At 36.9% G+C, this 24,246-nt stretch carries 25 protein-coding genes; 13 read left to right on the plus strand and 12 right to left on the minus strand.

Going from position 1 to position 24,246, the window contains the following annotated elements; all coding sequences use genetic code 11:
* Positions 1–119 precede the first annotated feature (119 nt).
* Positions 120–725: an ATP-dependent Clp endopeptidase proteolytic subunit ClpP gene (gene clpP / locus PN497_RS18575; protein WP_096565355.1), complete on the minus strand. Its 606-nt coding sequence runs from the start codon at positions 723–725 to the stop codon at positions 120–122.
* Positions 726–1,238: 513 nt separating this feature from the next.
* The gene (locus PN497_RS18580) at positions 1,239–1,517 is read right to left on the minus strand and encodes a hypothetical protein (protein WP_272110758.1); all 279 of its coding nucleotides are present in this window, start codon (positions 1,515–1,517) and stop codon (positions 1,239–1,241) included.
* Positions 1,518–1,641: 124 nt separating this feature from the next.
* Here PN497_RS18580 and PN497_RS18585 point away from each other — a divergent pair, with 124 nt between their 5' ends.
* The gene (locus tag PN497_RS18585; protein ID WP_096565359.1) at positions 1,642–3,699 is read left to right on the plus strand and encodes a thioredoxin domain-containing protein; all 2,058 of its coding nucleotides are present in this window, start codon (positions 1,642–1,644) and stop codon (positions 3,697–3,699) included.
* Between the two features lie 169 nt (positions 3,700–3,868).
* Here PN497_RS18585 and PN497_RS18590 read toward each other — a convergent pair whose 3' ends face one another.
* Together PN497_RS18590 and PN497_RS18595 are read right to left on the minus strand one after the other, a co-directional pair.
* Entirely contained in the window at positions 3,869–4,390 is a 522-nt protein-coding gene (locus PN497_RS18590; RefSeq protein WP_096565361.1) for a DUF29 family protein, read from the minus strand.
* A gap of 180 nt (positions 4,391–4,570) precedes the next feature.
* Positions 4,571–4,927, minus strand: a complete 357-nt coding sequence (locus PN497_RS18595) for a tetratricopeptide repeat protein (RefSeq protein ID WP_096565363.1) — start codon at positions 4,925–4,927, stop codon at positions 4,571–4,573.
* Positions 4,928–5,130: 203 nt separating this feature from the next.
* On the opposite strand from PN497_RS18595, the gene PN497_RS18600 reads away from it, so the two are divergent.
* Both PN497_RS18600 and PN497_RS18605 read left to right on the plus strand, forming a co-directional pair.
* Complete coding sequence (locus PN497_RS18600) at positions 5,131–5,718, plus strand: molybdenum cofactor guanylyltransferase (protein ID WP_096565365.1); 588 nt, start codon at positions 5,131–5,133, stop codon at positions 5,716–5,718.
* Between the two features lie 100 nt (positions 5,719–5,818).
* On the plus strand, positions 5,819–6,739 hold the full coding sequence (locus tag PN497_RS18605) for an ABC transporter substrate-binding protein (protein WP_236104068.1): 921 nt from the start codon (positions 5,819–5,821) through the stop codon (positions 6,737–6,739).
* A 187-nt stretch (positions 6,740–6,926) separates the two neighbouring features.
* Here PN497_RS18605 and PN497_RS18610 read toward each other — a convergent pair whose 3' ends face one another.
* From PN497_RS18610 to PN497_RS18625, 4 genes are all read right to left on the minus strand, one after another.
* Positions 6,927–7,874, minus strand: coding sequence for an FTR1 family iron permease (locus PN497_RS18610; RefSeq protein WP_096565367.1), 948 nt, complete (start codon positions 7,872–7,874; stop codon positions 6,927–6,929).
* A gap of 155 nt (positions 7,875–8,029) precedes the next feature.
* Positions 8,030–8,464 carry a ferritin-like domain-containing protein gene (locus tag PN497_RS18615; RefSeq protein ID WP_096565368.1) on the minus strand — a complete coding sequence of 145 codons (435 nt, stop codon included), beginning with the start codon at positions 8,462–8,464 and terminating at the stop codon, positions 8,030–8,032.
* A gap of 170 nt (positions 8,465–8,634) precedes the next feature.
* Entirely contained in the window at positions 8,635–9,654 is a 1,020-nt protein-coding gene (locus tag PN497_RS18620) for a ComEA family DNA-binding protein (protein ID WP_096565370.1), read from the minus strand.
* A gap of 226 nt (positions 9,655–9,880) precedes the next feature.
* The gene (locus PN497_RS18625; protein ID WP_096565372.1) at positions 9,881–10,894 is read right to left on the minus strand and encodes a multicopper oxidase domain-containing protein; all 1,014 of its coding nucleotides are present in this window, start codon (positions 10,892–10,894) and stop codon (positions 9,881–9,883) included.
* 446 nt (positions 10,895–11,340) lie between these two features.
* Between PN497_RS18625 and PN497_RS25955 the strand changes: the two genes are divergently transcribed.
* The 6 genes from PN497_RS25955 (at position 11,341) to crtR (ending at position 16,255) form a co-directional block, all read left to right on the plus strand.
* Positions 11,341–11,583 carry an FkbM family methyltransferase gene (locus PN497_RS25955; protein ID WP_409349337.1) on the plus strand — a complete coding sequence of 81 codons (243 nt, stop codon included), beginning with the start codon at positions 11,341–11,343 and terminating at the stop codon, positions 11,581–11,583.
* A gap of 58 nt (positions 11,584–11,641) precedes the next feature.
* Positions 11,642–12,463, plus strand: a complete 822-nt coding sequence (locus tag PN497_RS18630) for an FkbM family methyltransferase (protein WP_096565374.1) — start codon at positions 11,642–11,644, stop codon at positions 12,461–12,463.
* Between the two features lie 290 nt (positions 12,464–12,753).
* On the plus strand, positions 12,754–13,677 hold the full coding sequence (locus PN497_RS18635) for an energy-coupling factor ABC transporter permease (RefSeq protein WP_096565376.1): 924 nt from the start codon (positions 12,754–12,756) through the stop codon (positions 13,675–13,677).
* The gene (locus tag PN497_RS18640) at positions 13,670–14,320 is read left to right on the plus strand and encodes an energy-coupling factor transporter transmembrane component T family protein (RefSeq protein WP_096565378.1); all 651 of its coding nucleotides are present in this window, start codon (positions 13,670–13,672) and stop codon (positions 14,318–14,320) included. The genes PN497_RS18635 and PN497_RS18640 overlap by 8 nt, the downstream gene beginning before the upstream one ends.
* Positions 14,321–14,434: 114 nt before the next feature.
* On the plus strand, positions 14,435–15,199 hold the full coding sequence (locus PN497_RS18645) for an energy-coupling factor ABC transporter ATP-binding protein (protein ID WP_096565380.1): 765 nt from the start codon (positions 14,435–14,437) through the stop codon (positions 15,197–15,199).
* 165 nt (positions 15,200–15,364) lie between these two features.
* Positions 15,365–16,255 (plus strand): beta-carotene hydroxylase, encoded by an 891-nt coding sequence (gene crtR / locus PN497_RS18650; RefSeq protein WP_096565382.1) that lies wholly within the window; start codon positions 15,365–15,367, stop codon positions 16,253–16,255.
* 487 nt (positions 16,256–16,742) lie between these two features.
* Here crtR and pyk read toward each other — a convergent pair whose 3' ends face one another.
* The 3 genes from pyk to PN497_RS18665 form a co-directional block, all read right to left on the minus strand.
* Positions 16,743–18,512 carry a pyruvate kinase gene (gene pyk, locus PN497_RS18655; protein WP_096565384.1) on the minus strand — a complete coding sequence of 590 codons (1,770 nt, stop codon included), beginning with the start codon at positions 18,510–18,512 and terminating at the stop codon, positions 16,743–16,745.
* 796 nt (positions 18,513–19,308) lie between these two features.
* Positions 19,309–19,671: an aspartyl protease gene (locus PN497_RS18660; RefSeq protein WP_096565386.1), complete on the minus strand. Its 363-nt coding sequence runs from the start codon at positions 19,669–19,671 to the stop codon at positions 19,309–19,311.
* Positions 19,668–19,985 (minus strand): hypothetical protein, encoded by a 318-nt coding sequence (locus PN497_RS18665; protein ID WP_096572548.1) that lies wholly within the window; start codon positions 19,983–19,985, stop codon positions 19,668–19,670. The genes PN497_RS18660 and PN497_RS18665 overlap by 4 nt, the downstream gene beginning before the upstream one ends.
* A 173-nt stretch (positions 19,986–20,158) precedes the next feature.
* Here PN497_RS18665 and PN497_RS18670 point away from each other — a divergent pair, with 173 nt between their 5' ends.
* Entirely contained in the window at positions 20,159–20,509 is a 351-nt protein-coding gene (locus PN497_RS18670) for a hypothetical protein (protein WP_096565388.1), read from the plus strand.
* Positions 20,510–20,816: 307 nt separating this feature from the next.
* Entirely contained in the window at positions 20,817–21,296 is a 480-nt protein-coding gene (locus PN497_RS18675) for a hypothetical protein (protein ID WP_096572549.1), read from the plus strand.
* 306 nt (positions 21,297–21,602) lie between these two features.
* Here the strand turns inward: PN497_RS18675 and PN497_RS18680 are convergent, their stop codons facing one another.
* The gene (locus PN497_RS18680; protein ID WP_272110756.1) at positions 21,603–21,884 is read right to left on the minus strand and encodes a type II toxin-antitoxin system TacA family antitoxin; all 282 of its coding nucleotides are present in this window, start codon (positions 21,882–21,884) and stop codon (positions 21,603–21,605) included.
* A 210-nt stretch (positions 21,885–22,094) separates the two neighbouring features.
* Here PN497_RS18680 and PN497_RS18685 point away from each other — a divergent pair, with 210 nt between their 5' ends.
* Together PN497_RS18685 and PN497_RS18690 are read left to right on the plus strand one after the other, a co-directional pair.
* Positions 22,095–23,444, plus strand: coding sequence for an AAA family ATPase (locus tag PN497_RS18685; RefSeq protein ID WP_096565390.1), 1,350 nt, complete (start codon positions 22,095–22,097; stop codon positions 23,442–23,444).
* A 1-nt stretch (position 23,445) separates the two neighbouring features.
* Positions 23,446–24,237 carry an RloB family protein gene (locus PN497_RS18690; protein WP_096565392.1) on the plus strand — a complete coding sequence of 264 codons (792 nt, stop codon included), beginning with the start codon at positions 23,446–23,448 and terminating at the stop codon, positions 24,235–24,237.
* Positions 24,238–24,246 lie beyond the last annotated feature (9 nt).

The following is a 24,246-nucleotide window of genomic DNA, read 5'->3' on the forward strand; positions in this document are numbered from 1 at the left end:
GGACTGGGGACTGGGGACTGGGGACTGGGGACTGGGGACTGGGGACTGGGAGAAATTATTTGTATTTTCCCAATCACCAATCAGCAATCACCAATCACCAATCACCAATCACCAATCACCTACACTACAACCATTGGACGGCTACCGGCGGAGTGACGGTCAATCACTTGGTCGATTAAGCCGTATTCTTTGGCTTCTTCTGGAGACATGAAAAAGTCGCGTTCTGTATCTTCGGCAATACGTTCAAAAGGCTGACCAGTGTGTTCGGCTAAATACTCATTCAGCTTGCGCTTGTGGTATAAAATTTCCCGTGCCTGAATTTCAATATCAGTCGCTTGACCTTGAGCGCCGCCTAAAGGTTGGTGAATCATAATCCGTGAATGAGGTAAACTCATCCTTTTACCTTTAGTACCTGCACTTAATAGGAAAGCGCCCATACTCGCCGCTAGTCCGGTACAAATGGTACAGACATCGGGGCGGATATTTTTCATGGTGTCAAAAATGCCCATCCCCGCCGTCACTGAACCACCAGGAGAGTTGATATACATATAAATGTCTTTCTCCGGGTCTTCAGAATCTAAAAACAACAATTGGGCAACTATCAGGTTAGCCAGACTGCTGTCCACCTGTTGTCCCAAAAAAATGATCCGCTCACGTAACAGCCGTGAGTAGATATCAAAGGCGCGTTCGCCTCGACCCGATTGTTCAATAACGATAGGAATCATTGAGCGTATTTGTATCTATTTGCTATTTATTCTATCTATGAGAGAGGCTGATTGTGTTGATTGTCAAATTTGGATATCTCGACAATAACAGATAAATTTTTGATCTCCTAATCATCTGCTCTGAGCAAACAGATTTTTCAATAGCAATACTCTAGAATCAAATATCTCATCGCCAAAATTTTTTTAACAGGCACTTTTAGCGACTGATAGCAGTCTCAAGAATTGTGGCGATGTCAAAAGCGGGAGAATTCAAAAGTTCATCATCATTAACAGATGATTAACTTACATTCTGACACTAGCTGTCTGCGTGCCTATTTATTGACCTATAACTTTAGCTTGCCTTGTGTTGGCGAATCTATATTATTTGGTCGAAATTCTTTTTCAGGTATTAGTAACTTTTTTCACAATTTTTAACCTGAACCTGGTTAATTTTCCGGACATATTTTGCAAATCCGGTAAATCGGGACTATCTGGTGTATTTAGATTAACCAATCTAAATTTAAATGCTATTTTTCAAGAGAGGAGTGCTATGCTAGAAAGACTTATGCAAGCTGCTTTAATCACTTTTTTGCTGCACCTAATCGCAGCACTAAACCCCAGTACCCAAATTCCTCGCAAGTCTGTATCACCTGTATCGGAAATTCCAGCCCCTGTTCTCGGTTCAACTATTCGTTTTTCCAAATAAAAGGTGATTGGTGATTGGTGATTGGTGACTGGGTAAAAATAACTAATAAATAATAAATAATAACTAATGACTAAAAAGTAATAAGCTGATAAACCTTTAATTTGCACAACCAATGCGGGCAGGATGCCCACCCCACAAGAGTTTCAATTTTAGATAATATGCAAGTTAAATGTCCAACAGCTTAACTTTAAAAACGCTAGACTGGTCAGAAAATGGTGGAAAACTATTATCATGACTAATCGACTAGCTGACACAAAAAGTCTTTATCTCCGCAAACACACTGAAAACCCGATTGACTGGTGGCCTTGGTGTGATGAAGCATTGGAAACTGCAAGGGCGCAAAATAAACCGATTTTTCTTTCTATTGGTTACTCTAGTTGTCACTGGTGTACGGTGATGGAAGGTGAGGCGTTTTCTGATTTGGCGATCGCCCAATATATGAATGCCAATTTTCTCCCCATCAAGGTAGACAGAGAAGAAAGACCCGACCTTGATAGCATCTATATGCAAAGTTTACAAATGATGACTGGTCAAGGGGGTTGGCCTCTTAATGCTTTTCTCTCTCCTGATGATTTAGTCCCTTTTTACGCGGGTACTTATTTTCCTGTTGATCCCCGTTATGGTCGTCCGGGTTTTTTGCAGGTTTTACAAGCTTTACGCAATTACTACGATACTGAAAAAGAGGAGTTACGTCAAAGAAAAGCTTTAATTCTCGAAGCTTTGCTGACATCTGCGGTGTTACAAAATGATGGCAGTCAGGAAGTAGCTGATCAAGAATTATTACAAAGAGGTTGGGAAGTTTGCACGGGGATCATTTCTCCTAAGCAGGTTGGTAATAGTTTTCCGATGATCCCCTATGGTGAGTTGGTTTTGCGGGGTTCTCGGTTTAATTATCAATCTCGGTATGATGGATTACAAGTTTCTACTCAACGGGGTTTAGATTTAGCTTTGGGGGGTATTTATGATCATGTTGCTGGTGGTTTTCATCGCTACACTGTTGATCCTACTTGGACTGTCCCCCACTTTGAAAAGATGCTTTACGATAATGGTCAGATTGTAGAATATCTGGCTGATTTGTGGAGTGCGGGAATTGAAGAACCGGCTTTTAAACGAGCGGTGGCTGGAACTGTAAAATGGTTACAACGGGAAATGACAGCACTTAGCGGTTATTTTTATGCTGCTCAAGATGCGGATAGTTTCACTAACCCCATAGATACAGAACCGGAGGAAGGTGCTTTTTATGTCTGGAGTTATCAGGAATTACAACAACTGTTAACAACTGAAGAATTAACGGAATTAGAACAACAGTTTACTGTTAGTGTTAATGGCAATTTTGAAGGGAAAAATGTTTTACAAAGGTTACATCCTGGTGAACTGAGTGAAACTTTAGAAGTTGCTTTGAGTAAGTTGTTTACTGTGCGTTATGGTGCAACTCCTGATGCACTAGCAACTTTTCCCCCAGCGCGAGATAATCAGGAAGCGAAAATCACTAACTGGCCTGGTCGCATTCCTGCGGTGACTGATACTAAGATGATTGTAGCTTGGAATAGTTTGATGATCTCCGGTTTAGCTAGAGCAGGGGAGGTTTTTCAAGAACCTAGTTATTTGGAGTTAGCAATAAAAGCGGCTAAGTTTATTTTAGATCATCAATTTGTGGATGGACGTTTTCACCGACTTAATTATGAGGGTGAAGCGACGGTATTAGCTCAATCTGAAGATTATGCTTTGTTTATTAAAGCATTGTTGGATTTACAGCAAGCGGATTTAGAAAATGCTGATTGGTTGGAAAAAGCGATCGCTCTCCAAGATGAGTTTAATGATTTTCTTTGGAGTGTAGAATTAGGTGGTTACTTTAACACATCTAGCGATAATAGTCAAGATTTAATTATCAGGGAGCGGAGTTTTGCGGATAATGCTACACCCTCAGCTAATGGGGTGGCGATCGCCAATTTAGTCAGGTTATCTTTACTTACTGATAACTTACATTATCTTGATTTAGCTGAATCAGGATTAAAAGCCTTTAAAGGTGTAATGAATGAATCTCCTCAAGGTTGTGCTAGTTTATTTACTGCTTTAGATTGGTATCGGAATTGTACATTGATTCGTAGTACCACTGAGCAGATTAAGTCATTAATGCCTAAATATCTACCCACTACCGCTTTTTCAGTTGTATCAGATTTACCAGATGGAAGTGTGGGTTTAGTGTGTCAAGGGTTGAAATGTCTTCCCGCACCAGGGAGTTTAGAAGAGTTGTTGTTACAGGTGCAAAGAAGTCAGAATAGAGGGTGACTGATGACTGGTGACTGGTGATTGGTGACAGGTGACAGTAAGAAGGGAATAGGGAATAGGGAGGAAGATTTTAGATTTTAGATTTTAGATTGGAGTTAAGAAAAACAATCCAAAATCCAAAATCCAAAATCCAAAATCCAAAATTAATAACTCCTGACTCCTGCGGTATTTACCTTTTTCCTATTTTCCAATCTTCACCACCAGGTAACTGAGTTAAAGTTTCTGCAACCATAGCAGGTAATTCTTTAGGTGAATAGGAATAAGTTAAATTGAGGAATTGTAAAGCAGTTGCAATTAACTGTTTTCTATCTATAATTTCTCCTAGTTCGAATTGGTTATAAATACCATTCATCACTTCCAAACTAGCATCAGCGATCGCATCTTCAATCACCTCTTCCTCCATAAAACTTTCCCATTCATCTTGATTGATGTAATAGGATTTCTTATGATCTTTAATATTGATCTTTTTAATTTCTCGGATAGCATTACGAATAGATGCAGACCAAGAATTTGTTAAACGCTGTTCGATTTGATTTTTAATTAAATGAATTAACAAAATCCTTACATACGACTGGATATTGCCCAAAATAGCTTGTTTACTCATTCCTTCTAACTCGTCCACAATTGCCAAAGCATCTGCGTAACGTCCTTGTAAAATACTATTTCTGAGGTCTATTAATTCTTGGGTCATATTTGTTAACCTCTCATCTAGCTATGTTTTATATTTTAACATAAAGGTGATACAGCATTAGTCAGCAGTCACAAGTTTCAACAAATCAAGAGATATTTAATCAGAGATGTGACTGCAAAATAAAGTCATTCCCACACAGAGTATGGGAATGAGAATATTAGAAAGAAGTAAATATTAACATTAACGCAACTGTGATAACAAATTTTTCATTTGAGGAGTAGATAGAAATTTCTGAGCATCAGTAATCATACTTTGACCCCAAAAATGCTTTTTCATCCAGTGAAAATCAGCAAATTTTCTATCTAACTTTAATGCTGTTTCTGCTAACTTATAAGCCTGTTGTTGTTCTCCTTTACCATATAAAGCTACAGCTAAAGCTAAGGAGGCCTCAGCAGATTTATTGTTAATTTTAATCGCTTGTTGCCATTGTTGAATCGCTGTTTCTTTGTCTCCTTGTTCATATTTAATGAACCCTATATTATTGATAGCTGCTAAGTTGTTGACATCTATAGCAACTGCTTGATTATAATCAGACATAGCGGTGATATAATTTCCTAGTGGATAATAAATAATACATCTTTTAATGTCAGAATCCGCAAAATATGGCTCTATTTTGATACCTGTTCATAGAAAATGTACATTTTACTGAACCTTATTTAAGGTATCAATAAATATATTGATATAAATTTAACACTTATTAATACTTGATGATTAGACGTATCAATAAAGATTTTGTTCCTATGACTACATTAAGCGCCATAGTTCTTGCAGGTGGTAAAAGTTCGAGGATGGGAAAGGATAAAGCTTTGATTCCTATTCAGGGAATACCCTTATTACAAAAAGTTGGCAATGTCGCTAAAAGTTGTACGGATACTATATATATAGTTACACCTTGGCCAGAAAGATATCAACACTTACCGTTACCAGAATGTGAATTTATACAAGAAAACCCCCATAACACACAAGGACCTTTAGTGGGTTTTGTAAAAGGTTTAAAGAAAGTAAACACAGAATGGGTGTTATTATTAGCTTGCGATTTACCAAATTTGCAAGTTGAAGTGTTGCAAGATTGGGTGAAAAGATTAGATAATATAAAAGGAGAAAATATTGCTTGTTTGGTAAAAAATACCCAAGGTTGGGAACCGCTTTGTGGTTTTTATCGCAGTTCTTGTTTACCTCTAATTTTAGATTTTATCAATCAAGGAGGACGATCTTTTCAACAGTTTCTCAAATTACATCCTGTGGAAACTTTACCTTTGTCAAAATCGGATATGTTATTTAATTGTAATACTCCTGAAGATTTAGATGAAGTGACAGGTGATAGGTGACAGGTGATAGGTGACAGGTAACAGAGGTAAAAACCTTGTTTGTTGCTAGAAGTTGCTATAATTTGAAAAAATAAAATTGCCGATTCCCAAAAAATAAGAAATGAGAAATCAAAACAATATTATGCGTCATAAATCATTTTTAGTATCAATTTTTTTAAGTTTGTTTTTGTTGTCTTGTGCTACAGAAACCAGCCAAACACAAGCAGTAAAACCAGAAATTACACCAGATATTACCATTGCACAAAAATCACCTAACACATCTGTGAAAAGAGTGGTTGCGCTTTCTTCGCTGTCTGCTGATATTATTGCTGAACTAGATCAAACAAAATTAGTAGGAATTGTTGGTAGTAAGTTATTAAAAGATGATCCTCGATTTAAAGATATTCCTCAAGTTAGTCAAGGACAAAATGCACCAAACTTAGAAAAGATTGTAGCATTAAAACCAGATTTAGTAATTGGTGTAGCAGGTTTTTCTGATGTACCATTACAAAAACTGCAACAGCTAGGAATAAAAACTTTATCCACAAAAGTATATAGCTGGGAAGCTTTGGAAGAACTCACTAAAAATATTGCAGAGAAAATAGGTGCAGATCCCCAACCTTTATTAAATAGATATCAAACTTTTTTACCGGAAAAGAAAAATCAAAAAAATCAGAATCTTTCGACTTTAGTTTTAGTAAGTCGTCAACCAATTTTAGCACCAAATAAAAACAGTTGGGCAGGTGATATAGTTTCTCTGTTTGGTGCGAAAAATGTCGCCGCAGAATTACAAGGTAATAGCCCTATTGGTGGTTATGTAACACTTTCAGCCGAAAAAGTTTTAGCAGCAAATCCTGATGTTTTAATTGTGGTTAGTGCTGAAGCAACTTTGTTAGATTCTTTGAAAAAAGAGCCGTTTTGGCAGAAATTAAAAGCTACTCAAAATAATCAAGTTTATGTTTTTGATTATTACGGAATGGTGAATCCTGGCAGTATAGCTGCAATTGAAAAATCTGCTCAGGAATTAAAGAAAATCTTTTGAGTTGTATTTAACAGGAGTCGTAGGGGCGAAGCCTGCCTGTCAGCAGACAGGCATTCGGAAAATAACCTGTGATAAAAATTGAGAATTTATTGCCCGAATGCTGATGCTTCCAGCACGCTTCGCGAACGCCCTTACAGGAAAATAACCTAGATACCCGACTTCTTGGTATCTGGGTTGATATAGAATGCTATTTTTCAGCGACAGGAATATTTTTTTGTTTTTGCATATTTCCACCCATGATACTGCGAAAATACAAGCCACCAATACTAATTAAAAACACTAAATATCCAACTGCTTGCACTATATAAAGTTTATCTCTATAGCCAAATAAAGATTTGAGAATAATACCAGGAAACTTGCTATCAGGTAAAATGTTAGCAGTATTCCAAACCATTGGACCTAAAATACAAGAGTGAATTTTAGTAAAGTGTTCATAATAAAAACAAAGATTTTCCGAGGCGCGGTTGCTGAGTGCTAAACTAGCCATTGCATCATCAAAATGTTTTAAAGCCGAAATTACTAAACCAGCGACAATTAAAACTAATAAAACGCCCATAATTTGGAAAAATTGGCGAATATTAATTTTCACACCCCATTTAAATAATAAAACACCAATTCCTGCTGCTGTTGCTAAACCACCAAGTGCGCCTAAAGTTGGTAATAAACCTTGTTGAAAATTGGCAGCTACAAATAAGACTGTTTCAAAACCTTCCCGCACAACAGCAACTAAAATTAAACTAAAAACCCCCCATCCAGCATTTGAATTTTGTGTTAATGCTTCGTTAACTGCACCTTCAACTTGAGCTTTCATAAATCTGGCTTGTTTTGTCATCCAGATTAGCATCCAACTCAGCATAATGATTGCTAAAATACTAAATACACCTTCTAATGTTGGTTCAACTACAGAGGTGTATTGAGGATTTATAGAACCTAAAAATTTAATGATTCCAGTGAATAAAACGCCAATTAAAGCACTAACAATAATACCAACTCCAACACCTGCATATACCCATGAGTTGAGTTGAGATTGTTTGGCTTTTTGCAATAAAGCGAGGACAATACCCACAACTAGGGCAGCTTCTACACCTTCTCGGAGAGTAATAACAAAAGTAGGTAATGCAATACTAAAATTCATTTTTATTAGTGGTTATGAACGCTTGATCACTATTCTTGATTGTGTAAAAAACTGAGAACTATCAAATTTCTTTTTTCTTTGCTCGTTCCTACACATAGTATAGAAACGAACGAAAGAAAAGAAACTAAAAAGCTGAATCTTGACTCCTCGAAATATTAGCTGAAATCGCGTAACATTTTCTTGAGTTCTAAATTATGTAACTCTTCTTGTCCGATCATGCCACGTGCAAATTCTTCCAGATAAATACTAGCATCTTCAACTGTATTTAGTAGAGTTTTATACATATCCAATGCTTTCTTTTCATGGGATAAACTTTCTTCCAAAATATCTTTGACTGAATGTTTGAAAGTTTCTTCCATTTGGGCAATTCTCAAGGTAGGATGTCCATCTAAACCGGTGAGAATTTCTCCTACTTGTTGGGCATGAAGTAATGATTCACTGGCTTGGGCTTTGAAAAAAGCGACAATAGGTAAGCGGTTTGGTCCTGTTACCATTAGGGAATAATGAGTGTAGCGAACAACGCCAGCTAGTTCAAATTCCATGATGGCGTTGAGGATGTCAATGGTTTTTTGGTGGTCGAGTTCTCGCATCAGTTGTTAAGATGAGCAAAATTAAATTTGGAGAGGATTTTAGTGAGTAGCTATACACTTTTTATCTTAGTTCAATGTAGATAATTTTTTTAGTGTTTCACTTTTCACTATTTCCTCTATTTTCACTTATTTTAAGCTGTTTTTTGTGGATGTCCAATGGTGTGCAAATACTAACTTTGTGCTTTTGTGTTAGTTTGAGATAGCACTTTTTGAGTGTTTTCCTCTATGATTTTTACCATTTTGGTAACATCTTCAGGGGTTTTGACTGCTTGTACGGGTGGAATAACAGCAGGCCAAACTTTTAATAGTTCTGTGAAAGCTTTATCTATGGCTTTGTGTGCTTCTGGGTTTGCTTGAGCCATTTGTCCAGAAATTCCTTGATATAGTTCATGGGAATAGACAACAAAACCACGAGAGTCTTGATATTCTATTGGTTCGGTAATTTTACCTTTTGCTACTGCTGCTCCATATTCGGCGTTAGCTGCGTCTAATAAACCATTAATTACTTTTAACACAAATTCTGGTTTTGAGCGTTCTTGAGTTGGTAATGCGGCGATCGCACTATCCACAGATGCCATAGAATTGGTAAAATTATCTTTGATTTTAGCATCTTGAGGATTAGATTTTACCAAGTTCGTCAAATTCACTAAATTAGTTTTAAATTCTTTGACTTTGCGTTCATTAAGTTGTTCTTCTACATCAACATAAATCTCCTCAACTGGATGTCCTATATGGGGTTCGGCTTGTTTGGGTTGATTTTGTGCTAACAATTCTTGTGCTACTAAAAGATGTCCTTTCATTAATGCCAATTTTGTCATGTAATCTACATCTTTTGCTTCTCCTGTGAGTACAACTTCTTCAACTGTCACCATGTCTTTAATTTGCTCAAACTGTGCTTGAGTAATTACTTTTTTGGTGACTAAATCTTCTGGTGAACTGTAGGGACGACTGGCTTGTATTTTATTAGATAAAGCGGGTACACCAAGTTGAGCTTCAAATTTGTCTAACTCGGACAAAATAGCATCATTAATATTAATTTTGGCTTTCCCACTATGACTACTGTGGGCGCTGGCTTGCGTCACTGCTGGGGTTGAAGTCGTTTCTGCGGTGGGGGTATTCCCCGCACAAGAACTAAGGGTAACAATCACACAAGCCGCTATTGATAATAATATGTAACGTGATTTAATCATTAATTTGCTCCTGGAGACGCTAAAACCCAATAATGGACAAATTTACAGAATTGACTGGTGAGTATAATTAAAAGTAATTTGCATTAGTAATTATATTTTTTTAGCATAAATGACAAATTATAGTAACTATTTTTAACCAGCAAAAGTATAGTTTAATCATTTCTTAACCAAGTGTTAGGTAAGTTCCATGACTTACAAATTTCTGTCCCCAGTCACCTGTCACCTGTCACCTGTCACCTGCGATAACTTCAAACTGTCCCATACATCCATTTTCAGCGATCGCATCCTGATGGGGATGAAACATATACTTACCCGGATAACGAAACGCAAATTCTAAAATGTGTCTTTCTGCTACACCCATTGTTAAAACATCCGTCTTTTCGCTGGGAGTCATCGTCATCCCCGAACGATAAACATCAAAAAAGTTAGCGTGTAAATGGAAGGTGACAGCAGGATCAAACTCAATAATATTCAAAACATAAGCTCTAATTAATTGATTTTGATAAATTTGAATAGGGTGGTGCATATAATGATGAGGCAAACCATTAAATGCGTAATACTCATTTTCGTTATCATCATTTATGTCATATCCAGACATAATTAAAACAATTTCATCAGCAGGAGGACGGGGTTGAGGCGGATCAATAATAAACATTCCATATAAACCCTTAGCAATGTGACGAGTTACAGGTGCAATATGACAGTGATACAAATGCACACCATAGGGTTCTGCATCAAATTCATAGATAGTTGCTTTACCATTACTCACAGGTTTTACACCATCCATTTCTGCGGGATGCACTCCATGAAAATGCAGAGAATGGGAATGTCCAGCCTTATTGAGAAATAATACTCTTATTCTTTCCCCTGCTTTTGCTCTTAACGTCGGTCCAGGAATACGCCCATTTAAATCCCAAATATTGTAAGATACCGCATTATTTAGCTGAATGGTGGAAGTACCTGCTATTAACTCAAATTCTCGAATAGTCCGCCCATTTACCTGCTTTAATGTCCCATAATCAAAGTTTCTCAGCACCTGCATGGGTTGAGTAGCACTATTAGCAGCATGATTAGATGCTTCCATTGCCATTGGGGGAACTTTTACACTGGCATTATTTTTGGCATTTAGAAACTGTAATAATGCAGATGCACCAATTACGCCACCGCCAAATATGCCCATTGTTATCAGTTGGCGGCGATTTAAAAGTATATTTTTACTCCAACTAAAGTTTTCAGACATTTTTCAGACATGAGGTGATGAGGAGGGAACACAAACAAGAAATTGCAAATTATTTGCAATTACCATTAGTTATAGTATAGGAATCAGGAATTATTGTCAATAATTATGTAAACTATGGAGAAATACAGGGCATAGGTGAAAATCAAGAAATTTGGCGAATATAATTCGCTACTATGCTTTTTACCCTTTTTGGGTAATTTTGATTGGTAATTTTTAACTCTTGCCTTTTGCAAGACAGCTTTTTGCCACCCGTGATGAAGAATACCGATATACCCGAAAATGATATCATATAGGACTTACGCATTGACAGGATCAACCAAATATGAGGTATGGGTTTCGGGCATTTTAACGTGATTTTTTAATTATTTTTGGGCGATAGCGAAGCGCTGCTGCAAGCAGTTCGCTATTGATCGGAAGTTAATTTTCCTTTACCAGAACCAATTTTAATTAAATTAGATGTTCAAGGTTATGAAAATCAAGTCATTCAAGGAGGAATCGCAACTTTTAAAAGAAGCACCGCTTGTATTGTCGAAGTTTCTTTAGATCAACTTTACGAAGGTCAAGCGCAATTTCGAGAAATTTTTAGTTTATTAGATAATTTAGGTTACGCTTACGCTGGTAATCTTGATCAAGTCTTGGGAAAAGATGGTCATGTTCGTTATTTTAATGCTGTCTTTATTAAAGAATAAAAGCAGAAAAATCTCTACTTGGTTCTACTTGAAATAATTAACTGTGAGGTTGAAAATCATGCGTGTTGAATCTTGTTGTCAATCATTATTAGCAGAAATTATCCAGGAAATTGATCCCCAAAAAGAAGGATTTTGTATTGATGTTGGGGTGGGGACTTTTGCTTTTTATTGTGAAGTATTTGCTAAATTAGGTTATCCCACTATTGCGGTTGAACCCCTTCCTGTTAAGAAATTAAAACAGATTAGTGCTAGTTATGGAATTAAACTTTTGGAAAATTGTTTATCTAATATAGATGGAAAACAACTGCTATATTTAGGGAATTTTGCAGGTCTATTTAATAGTAATTTTAGTTCTCTTTCTCCTGAGTGGTTTGGTTCTTCTCCTAAAACCAAAGAAGTAGAATCTATCACTTTATCTACTTTATTATCCAGAATTAAACCTGATAAAATTACTTGTTTGAAATTGGATATTGAAGGTTGGGAATTTAATGTAATTGAGCAATTGCCAAACATTGATAACGCTTTACTTCCCCAGGTAATTATGTTTGAGTATGGTGGTGGAGTCAATAAAAAACAAGGTCAAAAAGGTTGGTCAAAGGATTTTTTAGAAAAAACCTTAAATTGTCTGAAGATTTTGCAAAAATGTGGTTATCAATCGTGTATTATGATTGATTTTGCTCCCCAAAGTAAAGAGAGATTTTTTGATCTGCAATCTGTGAATATAGCAGTCGATCAATTATTTGATGATCAATCTGTTTATGGTAACATAATTACCGTGAAAAATGGCAATATTTCACCAGCCAAAATTCACACAATTTGTCAACCTTTTTATCAAGCTTCTCTGATTGATCTTTTGGTTCATCAGTTAGTTTCTAGATAGTTAACCACAAACACTGCAAATTCCTGACTGATTAAATCAATCAGGAATTAATATTTACAAAAATAAACAATAAATATACAAATATTCATAATTTAATAAATAAATACAAATTTGGATGTATTTTTTATTATAAAAATTTTCCAAATCCCTGCCAAAACATCCTCCAATGGGGCATTGTAAATATAGGGGAAATTTAGTTTCCTATAAATTTAGAATTGTCATGCTATCTTTTGCAGTTGTAATTCTATTGCTGAAATTAGTGTAAAAAAAAGCGAAAAACAAGGATTTTCATGCATATACCAGATGGATTTATTTCTGTTCCAGTAGCAGCAGCTACAAGTTTAGCCAGTGGAGCAGCTTTATTTGTGTCCTTTGGGCGATCGCAAACAGCTTTTGGTGTTCGTCGCGCTCCCGTATTAGGATTAACCACAGCCTTTATTTTTGCCGCCCAAATGATTAATTTTCCCGTAGCGGGAGGTACTAGCGGACACCTGTGCGGCGGTGCTTTAGCGGCGATTATGTTAGGTAGTCCTTGGGCAGCAATGTTATGTATAGCAACAGTTTTAATAATTCAAGCAGTGCTATTTGCTGATGGTGGTATTACTGCCTTGGGTGCAAATATTTTAAACTTGGGAGTAATCAGTGTTTGGGTAGCTTGGTTCTTAACCCAGACCTTACAGCGACTACTGGGTGGTTCTAAAGGGCGTTTACCCCTAGCCGCAGGTATAGCAGCAGGTGTTAGTGTAGTGGCAGCAGCTATAGCTTGTGCTATTCAGTTAGCCCTTTCTGGGACAGCACCAGCGAATATAGTTTTACCTGCAATGACAGGTGTACATATTTTGATCGGTGTAGGTGAAGGCTTGATTACTGGTGGTGTGTTAGCCTATTTAGCCACAGCACGTCCAGACTTGTTACCGGGAGAAGAAGAGAAATTTGGAGGATGGTTGATACCAGTGGTGAGTATTTTCCTAGTTGCAGGTGTTTTATCTTTATTTGCTTCCGCTTGGCCAGATGGGTTAGAAAGAGTAGCAGAAAACTTGGATTTTATCAACAAAGCCGAAGAAGTCAGAGTTGTAGTACCAACACCCTTAGCTGATTATGAAATTCAAGGTTTAGGACAAATCGGTACAAGTATTACTGGTTGGGTAGGTGCGACAGCTTGCTTTGCTGTGGCTTTTGGTATTGCTAAAGTGATGAAACCTAAAAATGCTTAACATTTCCTTGGCATTACGCTTGCAATTATCCCTGATCATTGTGATTGGGGCAGCTTTTTTAAAGCCTCATAGCTGGTCAAATTTGCTGGTGTATGGTGCGATCGCACTTTTGTGGGTATTTATATTCCGGGTTTCTATTCGCAAATTAGGGAGTTTACTAGGTGCAGAATTGATTTTTCTGTCATTGGTAGCGTTACCCTTGGGGTGGGAAAAAGCAAGTTTTTTACTGGTGCGATCGCTAATTTGTTTAATAGTCATGAATAGCTTTTTACTCACCTTACCCCCCCACAGTTTTGGCATCGCCCTTAAAGGTTTACCCGTACCCGCCCCATTAAAGGAAAATTTGCTCCTAGCTGGGCAATATCTAGAAATTTTACTATCAGAATTAGCCAGAATGCAGCGTAGCGCCCAACTACGAGGTTTAAATGGTGCTGGGGGATGGTTACGTTATGCCAGTGCAGCTATGATCGGCTCTTTGTATCTGCGTACTTTAGACAGAGCAGAACGAGTTTATGGGGCAATGATCACTCGTGGTTACAATGGTCAACTACCTATAGACTCTACCCTTAACCCAAAAGAACGTTTTACACTAATCTTAGTCGTCATTATTGCTGCTTGTATCACCGTCAGTTCCTATTTTTAATACACCAGGAAACAGGAAGGGGAGATGGGTAGATGGGGAGGAAAGGGAAGTTAATAACCCAATCACCAATCACCAATCACCAATCACCAATCACCTATATTTGAGTTGTGAATCTTGACATCCTTAACTTCTCATCCCCAAACTTTTATCTTTCATCCTCATACCTCTGTCGTTGAGGTGAAAAATCTGGTGTATGCCTACTCACACCAGCAACCCGTATTAAAAGATATTTCCTTTACCTTAAATGCAGGCGATCGCGTCGCTTTAATGGGTGCAACAGGTTCAGGAAAAAGCACTCTCCTAGAAAATCTCATCGGTTTAAAACATCCCCACAGTGGCACAATTTCTATTAACGGTATTCCCGTAGAACCAAATACGTTACCCCAAATACGCAGACACATCGGTTTTACTTTTCAAGATGCCAATGATCAATTATTTATGCCGACAATTTTGGAAGATGTCACCTTTGGACCACGCAACTATGGTATTTCACCAGCAGTAGCAACGGACAAAGCACGACAGTTATTAGCTGATTTTGGTTTAGAAGAATATGCTCACCGTTCCGCACACGAACTTTCTGGAGGACAAAGACGTTTAGCTGCCCTAGCATCAATATTAGCTCTAGACCCAGCAATTCTGATTTTAGATGAACCAACCAACGGACTTGATCCTGCATGGCGACGACATTTAGCCCAAGTATTATTAAAGTTGCCTGTGCAGGTAATGTTAATTGCTTCCCATGACTTACAGTGGTTAGGGAAAGTGACCCAACGTGCTTTAGTCCTTTCAGGTGGTCAAATTCATATAGACAGCCAGATCCATCCGCTATTACAAGATGGCAAAACCTTGGATCAGTTAGGTTTACCAGTAGACTGGTGATGAGATTGACACTCTCCGGGCTAAAGCCACGGAGATTCTACATTCTACGTCAGAATTTGCTTGAGATATTTGTCTATGCTTTTTGGAACTATGAAATTAACATAAGTTTACTTTTTACTAAGAATTGTCGTATATTTTTAATATTTGACACAAAAGGAGTTAATAATGCTTACGTCGGAGGCACAAAAGCCGCTGACAATCCCGCCCAAAGAACTTTTAGCACCTCCTGGGGATTTTAATCCCACAATGTTGCTATTTTTTACAGTAGTGACAATGTTGGTATTTTCCAACTTTGGTTATTGGGTATGGGAATGGCCGCATTGGCTATGTTTTAGCATTAACACTCTGGCTTTACACTGTTCTGGGACGATTATTCATGATGCTTGTCATCAGTCCGCCCATCGTAACCGGGTGATTAATGCGATGTTAGGGCATGGTAGCGCCCTGATTTTGGCTTTTGCTTTTCCAGTATTTACACGAGTACATCTTCAGCATCATGGTAACGTCAATCACCCCAAAGACGACCCAGATCATTACGTTTCTACGGGTGGTCCATTATGGTTGATAGCGGTGAGGTTTTTGTACCATGAAGTATTTTTCTTTCAACGGCGATTGTGGCGCAAATATGAGCTACTAGAATGGTTTATTAGCCGTTTGATTGTAGTTTCTATTGTTTATATTTCCGTCCAATATCACTTTTTGGGCTATATTCTCAATTTTTGGTTTATTCCAGCGTTTATAGTGGGAATAGGACTAGGGTTATTTTTTGATTATTTACCCCATCGTCCCTTTGTAGAACGCGATCGCTGGAAAAATGCCCGCGTATATCCTGGTAAAATTCTCAACATCCTGATTTTAGGACAGAATTACCACCTCATTCATCATTTGTGGCCTTCAATTCCTTGGTATAATTACCAACCCACTTACTATTTGATGAAACCGCTGTTAGATGAAAAAGGTAGTCCTCAGACTTCAGGGTTATTGCAGAAAAAGGATTTCTTTGAGTTTGTCTATGATATTTTCATAGGTATTCGCTTTCATCACCACAAAGAATAGGTAAATTTTTAAGGTGGGTTAACGACTGTTTAACCCACTAATATAAATAGGGTTTGCTGAAAAAGTCCCTTCGTTGAGGCAGGGAATAGGGAATAGGGAATAGGGAATAGTTTTAGCTATCTGTTATCCCCAGATTTTCTAATTTATCAGACCCAAAATGCACGGTTTTTAAGGTATACCCTTCAAAAATCTTACACTTTCTTTCCTCCTGATCAGCCTCGAACCTTTGATTTACGAGTATTTTGGGTTTATTCAGCAAGCCCTAAATAAATTCAATGTTGATTTTTCTCAATATTAAAATGAATCTGACGATAAAAACAGAATCTTCAACCTAGCATTTGCTAACTCTCAAATTCTTCATCGTCAGATTTATAAATCAGTCAAATTACAAGAACAGAAAGCTTCAAAAAAGCGGTAGAAATTAAAAATTAAAACAGATAATTGTTGGGTTTTAATTTTCAATTTTCAATTTTCAATTTTTAATTCTTTACGGTGTTCCCACCGCACCAGAATAAACCAAACCCCGCTGCATATCCAAAGTCAAAATTGACCCATCTTTTATTACCTGCGTCGCTTCCTTCACACCAACAATAACAGGTACACCAAGACGTAAACCAATTACTGCTGCGTGACTAGTAAGACTTTCATCTTCAGTAATAATCCCACTAGCTTTGCGAATCGCATCAACAAAATCAACGCCTGTACTCGATGCCACCAAAATATCACCATGATTAAAATGAGTCGCATCTATACCAGTACGCACAACCCTAGCGCGGCCACTGACAGAACCTTGTCCTAAACCAATACCTTGACCTAGTACCGCTGTCACCACTTCCACTTTAATCAAATCTGTTGACCCAGAAACACCTTGCAGTGTACCAGCAGTCATCACCACTAAATCACCCTCACTCAACAGGTTTTTTTCCTGGGCTACATTAATAGCAGCTTGGAAGGTTTGACCAGTAGAAGGTAAATCTAACACCAACAACGGTTTTACACCCCAAACCATCTGCAACTGTCGCGCCACATTGACATGGGGTGTGATGGCTAAAATTGGCGTTTTCGGACGGTATTTAGAAACATTCCGCGCAGTTGCTCCCGTTTGTGTCAAAGTCATAATTGCTGCTGCACCTAAATTCTCAGCAATTTGACCAACTGCTTGACTGATAGCATTAGGAATAGAACGTTTATCATCTCGCGTCAAACGGGAAGGATGTTCTGCTTCTTCCTGTTCAATGCGTTCAGCAATTCTCGCCATAGTTGCTACCGCTTCCACAGGATAACTACCTACAGCAGTTTCGTTGGAAAGCATCACCGCATCCGTACCATCTAAAATCGCGTTAGCCACATCAGATACTTCTGCACGGGTAGGACGGGGGTTGCTGACCATGCTATCTAACATTTGGGTAGCGGTGATGATGGGAATACCCAAACGGTTAGCAGTAGCAATTAACCGCTTTTGCAACACAGGTACATCTTCTGCTGGCAATTCTACCCCTAAATCACCTCTAGCCACCATCACCCCATCACACAAAGACAGAACCGCTTCCATTTGTTCTATCGCTTCGTGTTTTTCAATTTTGGCAACTACAGGAACATTTTTCCCGGTACTGGTAATTAACTCTTTAATTTCGATAATATCCTGGGGATTGCGAACAAAGGAAAGTGCTACCCAGTCTACACCCTGATCTAGACCAAACATCAGATCCTCGCGGTCTTTGTCGGTCATGGCTTTGATGGATAAGTAAACTCCCGGAAAATTAACACCTTTGTTGTTAGAAAGTTTACCTGCAACTGTAACCCGACAATGTAAATCACCTTTATCGCGGTTAATTTCCTCAACAACCATTTCTACCCGGCCGTCATCGAGGAGAATTTTGGAACCGACGGGGACTTCTTCTGCTAAATAATCGTAGGTAACGCAGCTAATTTCTTGAGTTCCTACCACTGGGCGGTTTGTTAAAGTGAAGCGATCGCCCTTAGACAACATGATAAAACCATTTTCAAATTGTCCCAAGCGAATTTTTGGACCTTGCAAATCTTGTAAAATTGCTACAGGTCTATTCAGTTCAAAAGCGGTTTGTCTAATTAACCGGATACTGCGCTGATGGTCAGCATGAGTGCCGTGGGAAAAATTTAATCGCAGTGTCGTTGCACCCGCTTCAATAATTGCTTTCAGCATTTCTGGACTACTGGTAGCAGGTCCAACAGTAGCAACAATTTTGGTTCGGCGCAGAGAATCTCTTAGTTGCGTCATGGGCGGATTTTAGAATTTTTTGGTTCTATCTGGGAAATAATGGTAAATTAAGCAGTCAATTCTTTTCAGTCACTGCTATATCAATGTCAATTAATATCAAAAGCAGTGAAAGTGGGGGTGAAGTATAGATTTGATTTCGTACAGTTAGTAACTTTATAGAAAAATCTCCTCAAGCCACTTCCTCTAATCAGCAAGACTCCGGTTAAATCTTACTATACAGAATCCGCAGAAAAAAGTTAGAAATAACTCAGGATTAAGTTATAGACAAGTCAGAGTTAATTTTACTTCTCAACAGACCTGATAGACACTTCCAGCTTGTCTAACCTGTAATCTTGGATTTGATTAGCAGCAATCACAAGAAAATCGCCGAAAGGCACGGAAGCCACTTGGCTATCTTACAGTGGAGGAAGTTCCAACGGCGAATTAATTCGCCGTGATGGTATAATCAAGGGGCGAGTAAGAATAACCATCTGCACGAAGAAGTATTTTGATCAGGAGAAACCCCTGATTTATCTCTCTCGGCTTTGACCGTAGCCTGGGTAAACAAGCAAAGGCAAGATACAGAGTGTATGCCGCCATAATTCGATTGCTTGACGGAATTCCATAAGTTGTGTAAAAACATCCATAGCGGTTATATGAGAATTGGTTGTGCTTTTTTCATTTTCCGCTATTGGGGTGTCTGTTCTTACAGGCATCCCTTGATTTTTTGCTGTCTCTCGATTTACTGACTATTTACCGATCGCTCTTCTTTTAGTCTAAAGTCCAGTAATTAAATTTGCTTGCAATATTCTATCTGTCAACCCAAAGTTAACAGCCCAGAGGATATATCTACTACTAATCGTCTAGTTTTTAACCACTGACGACCTAGTAAAATTTCTGAAATTCCTTGACCTACATGAACGGGAATATCAAAATCTTGTCCGTCAATTCGCACTTTTCCTAAATAAATGTCAAATTCCGCATTTCCTTGGGCTGTGAGCATTGTTTGTTGTTCTAGATACATCCAATCTAGTGCTTCTAAATCCTGGTTGTTAATTGCCAGCCACCAAGAAAAACCTGTATCAAAAAGTGCTTCTACTGGTAGTTCTAAACCGTCAGCAGCCATTAACTCTATCTCAAAAAATAATTCATCCTCATCACCAAATTTACCCGAAATCATATTCTGCCACACACCCCAGTTTCGTTGATGCGGAAAACGTGCAGCTTGACATTTGGGTATTTTTCATGTGCCTTCTGTGCAGCAAAAAAAGCATCTTCATTAAGAAAATATTCGCCACTGTCAGGCTCAACTGCTATGTACCAGTTGTAGTGAGTTTTGATTAATTCTGGTTGTACTTGGTCAAAAATGAGTTTACAGCGTTGGTACAATCTTTCGCGTTCAGCAAGCCATTGAGCTTTCTGTTCTTGGGTCCACTGAATTTCTGGGAAGATTCTTCCCCTGCGTAGTGTACTCGTAGACTTAACTTCACTCATGGTTGGTTCTGCCTTAGTGCAATATTTATATTGTCTAATATTTCCGACTATTATCATTAAAATTTTTTGCTCTTGCGTTGGTTTTATGGTAGGGCATTAAAATCAAAGGGTTTACAGTTACCGTTTTTGGTTACTCTCCTGAACAACCAGAATCTAAACTTAAGCTCGGTTTAATGTTACAAAAAACTAGATCGCCAGAAAGTTTGAAAGTTGAGGAAACTATTAATCTTATTCGGAGTTTTTATCTAAAATCATATTCTGCACAAGAATTGCTAACAAGAAGTAAGTTAGAGCATAAACGCTATAGCCTTGTAGCAATTTTCCCAAAGGATGATCCAAATTTTATATCGTATATGACCGGACTTGCTACTATCAACCTACTTATAGTGGCAATTCAAACACTGAGTATACAAATTGCGACTGAGCGTAAACAAGGATGGATTAAAATACTTAGAATCACTCCTCTACCAGCTTGGATATACCTAACCTCAAATGTTAATTTTGAGTTGGGTTTTGAATCCTAGTAGCATACAGTGATTTTACTGTAATTCTGTCATCAAGAGCAGATGAGTGGAAATTTTGGGTAAATGTGAATATCTGTTAGTATTAGTTAAGAAAACAGTAACTAGCTACTAACCTCAAAATAGTCAATAGCGTTATCAACATCATCATCGGTTCATTACTCATGGGTGGTTGTTCTGTGTTTATAAAATCCGCATTAGTAAGGATGTATCAATAATTTTTCAAAAAGCTACTCAATTAAGAGTGGTTTTTGTTTTGGGTGTAGAATTGGATTACCCTGAATGGGTTTTTACTACTTGTAGCATATTCATATTAATCGTGCGTAAGTATACAGTAATTGCTCCTGTGAGCCTAAGTATTGCTTTGTTGATGACTGGTTGTAATGAGAGTAAAATCTCTCAGTGTCAACGATTGGTTAAAGTTGTGAATCAAGGGACTTCTTTGATTGATAACAATAAAGGAACACAAGTAACAACTAGCTTGCAACTCTCCAAAGATTTGCAAAATGTCACTAAATCAATTCAAGAATTAAGATTAGCAGATCCCAAACTCCAAGAATTTCAAAGTAGTTTTGCCAAAGTTTTTGATAATCTCAGTCAAGCGATCGCTAAAGCTGCTAATGCTCTGGGTACAACTAAAACAGCAGAAGCTTCTACAGCAGGTAGGGTAAAAATCCAAAAGGCCAGAACAGATATTGACTCAGCATTAACAGCAGCAGCTAAAAGTGCTGGTAAAGAATCAGATACCTTTGGGAATCAGTTAAATAAATACTGTAGTCAATCGCAATGATTTTTGATTTTTTACCCCTCCTGTGGGGAGATATTTGACCATTTTGGACAATTAATTTATAATCAGTAGGAATTTAAAGATATTTTAAACCTTCCACCCAAAATATTTTATATTTTGGGTTATTTTTTGGCTGCTTGTAGAGCAGGTTATATAGGGCGATCATGTTTGCGCTCTCATTATAGCCAAACTGCGAATAGTTAAATCTGGTAATTTATCTACAAAAGCAACATATTTGTCAGGGTGTTCCTTGGGCAAAAGTTTTACATTTTTGATTATGACTCGCTAAAGGTTCAGGGGGTGTGAGATTCATTTCTGTTCCCAAGGGGGAGTTGTTTGCATGGTCTTACGTAAACGTTCATTAGCTTGAGGAGGTGCATCTAGTAAGGCAGTAAATTCTGCATAAGCTTCTGGAGTAGCCCAAAAAATAGTTCGTTCCAGTAAATTTTCCTCGGCTGCATTCCGCGCTGCGTGCATACACATTTGGTTGGTTGAGGATACACTACGATTTTCTTCACGCCACTGGTTGACAAGTGTAGTGAAAGTTGTTTCTATTTCTTCGGGTCTGGAGGAGGTTTGTAGTTTTTTCATATAGCTGCTAATTTGCCTATTTTATGATATGTTGGTTTATGCGAGGTGAGCGTTCACAGTGTTATACTTGTAAGAATCCAATTACCCAAAACTATTCCCTAATAAGGAAAATGCTTAATCTAAAACAATTTTATACAATTATTAAACCGTGGACGTTTTTGATAGGTATTTAGGTATTATAGAATCAAATAGTTAGATACTAAAATTACTATGTTAATCAGATTTACAGTAGAAAATTTCTTGTCCTTTAACCAAAGAATAGATTTTAACCTGATTGCTTCTGATGAAAGCCATCATATTCATCATGTAGTTAAATGTGATTCTGACGATTCAATTAGATTACTGAGAACATCTATAATTTATGGTGCTAATGCTTCTGGCAAATCTAACTTAATTAAAGCCATGAAATTTGCTAGAGACTTTATTGTAGAAGGAGTTGAAAAAAATAAAAATATCAATGTCAATAATTTTAAACTAGATAAAACCTGTTATACAAAACCATCTAGATTTGAGTTTGAATTTAGAGCTAATGATAAACAATATGCTTATGGTTTTTTAGTTGATAAACATAAAATCCATGAAGAATGGTTATTTGAAATTGGTGTAAATACAGAAATACCTATTTATGAAAGAATAGAAGAAAATATTAATTTTCATAATTTTAGCCATGAGTTTTTTGTAAATAGTTCTGAAGAAGAAAGAAACAGAATCCGTTATGAAGCAGCCAGTACAAGAGAGAATTTACTGTTTTTAACTAATTCACAAGAACGTAAAGTAAAACAACTAGAATCTGTATTTGAGTGGTTTCATAGTGTTTTGAAAATCATTTTTCCTAACTCTAAACCTTTGCTACCTTTTTTTAGTCAATCAGTTCAAAATTCTTTGAGTAAGTTTTTAGCATCTTTAGACTTGGGGATTAAAAAAATTACTACTAATACAATTGATTTAGATGATTATAACGAAATACCCTCTGAAATTAAAGATGAGATAAAGAAAGATTTCCCCTATGAGGAAGGTGAGGAAAATGCAATATTTATACCTGCCTTAAAATGTATTATTTCTCAAGCAAAAGATGAAACAGATAAATTGATGGTTCTTAATTTATCACCTGTAAGATTAGACAAAGAAAATAGTGAAGTGAAATTTGAAATATCAGAAGAGTCAGATGGTACGCAAAGACTAATAGATTTATTTCCTATGTTAATACATTTGTCAAAGGGAAGTGCTGTTTATGTCATAGATGAAATTGAAAGAAGTCTACATTCTTTACTCATGAAGAAACTTTTTGATTATTTTCTAAATCAAACTGAAAATCAAAATTCAAATAGTCAATTAATTGCTACTACTCATGAAGTTTATTTACTAGACATCAAGGATATTTTTAGGAAAGATGAAATTTGGTTTGTAGAAAAAGATAAATATGGACAATCTGTACTTTATTCTTTAGCTAATACAGATGTTGAAAACTTAGATTTAACTGCTGGATATCTTAATGGAAGATTTGGTGCAATACCTTTTATTAAAGATTTAAAATCTTTGGGATGGAGAGAGGAAAAATAAAATGGGTAGAGAGCGAAATACAAATTATCAGAGTAGATCGAGTCACATTGCTAGTAAGTGTAATAAAAATGGAAAATGGAAACTATATATAATAGCTGCGGAAGGTGATAAAAAAGAACCCAATTATTTTAATGCTCTAACAGCTAAATATGAACAAGATTTTCGTTTGAGTAATATTCACGTAGAGTTTATAGATCGAGAAGAAGAAAAAGCTGGTAATTCAGATCCTAAGTACGTCTATCAAACTCTCTTGAAATTCTATGAAGAATTAGAGAAAAAATATGGTCTTCAAGAATATGATGAATTGTGGATGATTATAGATACAGATGATTATAATACTCGGCAAACAACTATTTCTGAAATATTAAAAAAGTGCCATAAAAACCCAGTATATAAATTATGTATCAGTAATCCCTGTTTTGAAATTTGGTTGATTTTGCACTTTTTTGATTTGGAAACGAGTTTGCAAGATTGTATTCCAGAACATCTATTAAAAACAAGTGTAAAAAATTATATTGAAGAAAATTCAACTAGCTTAAAAGATTATATTAAAAATCAATATATTAAAAAAAGACCAGGAATTTGTAAAAAGCTATGGAATATCATTCACCAAAGTCAGAAGCAGCCTTCTGATGAAAAAATGCTTGAATATATCCCACAAGCAATTTATAGAGCCAAAATACTTGGTGAATGCAACCCAAATGATCCAGATTATCCAGAACATAAAATTGGGACAGAAATTTACAAATTACTAGAGAAGTTAACGCAAATTTCTATAAATCTAGAGAGCTAATAAAGTAAA

It is taken from the genome of Sphaerospermopsis kisseleviana CS-549 (genome assembly GCF_028329225.1).
GTDB classification, from domain to species: domain Bacteria; phylum Cyanobacteriota; class Cyanobacteriia; order Cyanobacteriales; family Nostocaceae; genus Sphaerospermopsis; species Sphaerospermopsis kisseleviana.

What these genes read in the sequence shown, in the direction of transcription:
- clpP (WP_096565355.1), bottom strand. Translation starts at nt 725, where the DNA reads ATGATTCCTATCGTTATTGAACAATCGGGTCGAGGCGAACGCGCCTTT.
- PN497_RS18585 (WP_096565359.1), top strand. Translation starts at nt 1,642, where the DNA reads ATGACTAATCGACTAGCTGACACAAAAAGTCTTTATCTCCGCAAACAC.
- PN497_RS18590 (WP_096565361.1), bottom strand. Translation starts at nt 4,390, where the DNA reads ATGACCCAAGAATTAATAGACCTCAGAAATAGTATTTTACAAGGACGT.
- PN497_RS18595 (WP_096565363.1), bottom strand. Translation starts at nt 4,927, where the DNA reads ATGTCTGATTATAATCAAGCAGTTGCTATAGATGTCAACAACTTAGCA.
- PN497_RS18600 (WP_096565365.1), top strand. Translation starts at nt 5,131, where the DNA reads ATGACTACATTAAGCGCCATAGTTCTTGCAGGTGGTAAAAGTTCGAGG.
- PN497_RS18605 (WP_236104068.1), top strand. Translation starts at nt 5,819, where the DNA reads ATGAGAAATCAAAACAATATTATGCGTCATAAATCATTTTTAGTATCA.
- PN497_RS18610 (WP_096565367.1), bottom strand. Translation starts at nt 7,874, where the DNA reads ATGAATTTTAGTATTGCATTACCTACTTTTGTTATTACTCTCCGAGAA.
- PN497_RS18615 (WP_096565368.1), bottom strand. Translation starts at nt 8,464, where the DNA reads ATGCGAGAACTCGACCACCAAAAAACCATTGACATCCTCAACGCCATC.
- PN497_RS18620 (WP_096565370.1), bottom strand. Translation starts at nt 9,654, where the DNA reads ATGATTAAATCACGTTACATATTATTATCAATAGCGGCTTGTGTGATT.
- PN497_RS18625 (WP_096565372.1), bottom strand. Translation starts at nt 10,894, where the DNA reads ATGTCTGAAAACTTTAGTTGGAGTAAAAATATACTTTTAAATCGCCGC.
- PN497_RS18630 (WP_096565374.1), top strand. Translation starts at nt 11,642, where the DNA reads ATGCGTGTTGAATCTTGTTGTCAATCATTATTAGCAGAAATTATCCAG.
- PN497_RS18635 (WP_096565376.1), top strand. Translation starts at nt 12,754, where the DNA reads ATGCATATACCAGATGGATTTATTTCTGTTCCAGTAGCAGCAGCTACA.
- PN497_RS18640 (WP_096565378.1), top strand. Translation starts at nt 13,670, where the DNA reads ATGCTTAACATTTCCTTGGCATTACGCTTGCAATTATCCCTGATCATT.
- crtR (WP_096565382.1), top strand. Translation starts at nt 15,365, where the DNA reads ATGCTTACGTCGGAGGCACAAAAGCCGCTGACAATCCCGCCCAAAGAA.
- pyk (WP_096565384.1), bottom strand. Translation starts at nt 18,512, where the DNA reads ATGACGCAACTAAGAGATTCTCTGCGCCGAACCAAAATTGTTGCTACT.
- PN497_RS18660 (WP_096565386.1), bottom strand. Translation starts at nt 19,671, where the DNA reads ATGATTTCGGGTAAATTTGGTGATGAGGATGAATTATTTTTTGAGATA.
- PN497_RS18665 (WP_096572548.1), bottom strand. Translation starts at nt 19,985, where the DNA reads ATGAGTGAAGTTAAGTCTACGAGTACACTACGCAGGGGAAGAATCTTC.
- PN497_RS18670 (WP_096565388.1), top strand. Translation starts at nt 20,159, where the DNA reads ATGTTACAAAAAACTAGATCGCCAGAAAGTTTGAAAGTTGAGGAAACT.
- PN497_RS18680 (WP_272110756.1), bottom strand. Translation starts at nt 21,884, where the DNA reads ATGAAAAAACTACAAACCTCCTCCAGACCCGAAGAAATAGAAACAACT.
- PN497_RS18685 (WP_096565390.1), top strand. Translation starts at nt 22,095, where the DNA reads ATGTTAATCAGATTTACAGTAGAAAATTTCTTGTCCTTTAACCAAAGA.
- PN497_RS18690 (WP_096565392.1), top strand. Translation starts at nt 23,446, where the DNA reads ATGGGTAGAGAGCGAAATACAAATTATCAGAGTAGATCGAGTCACATT.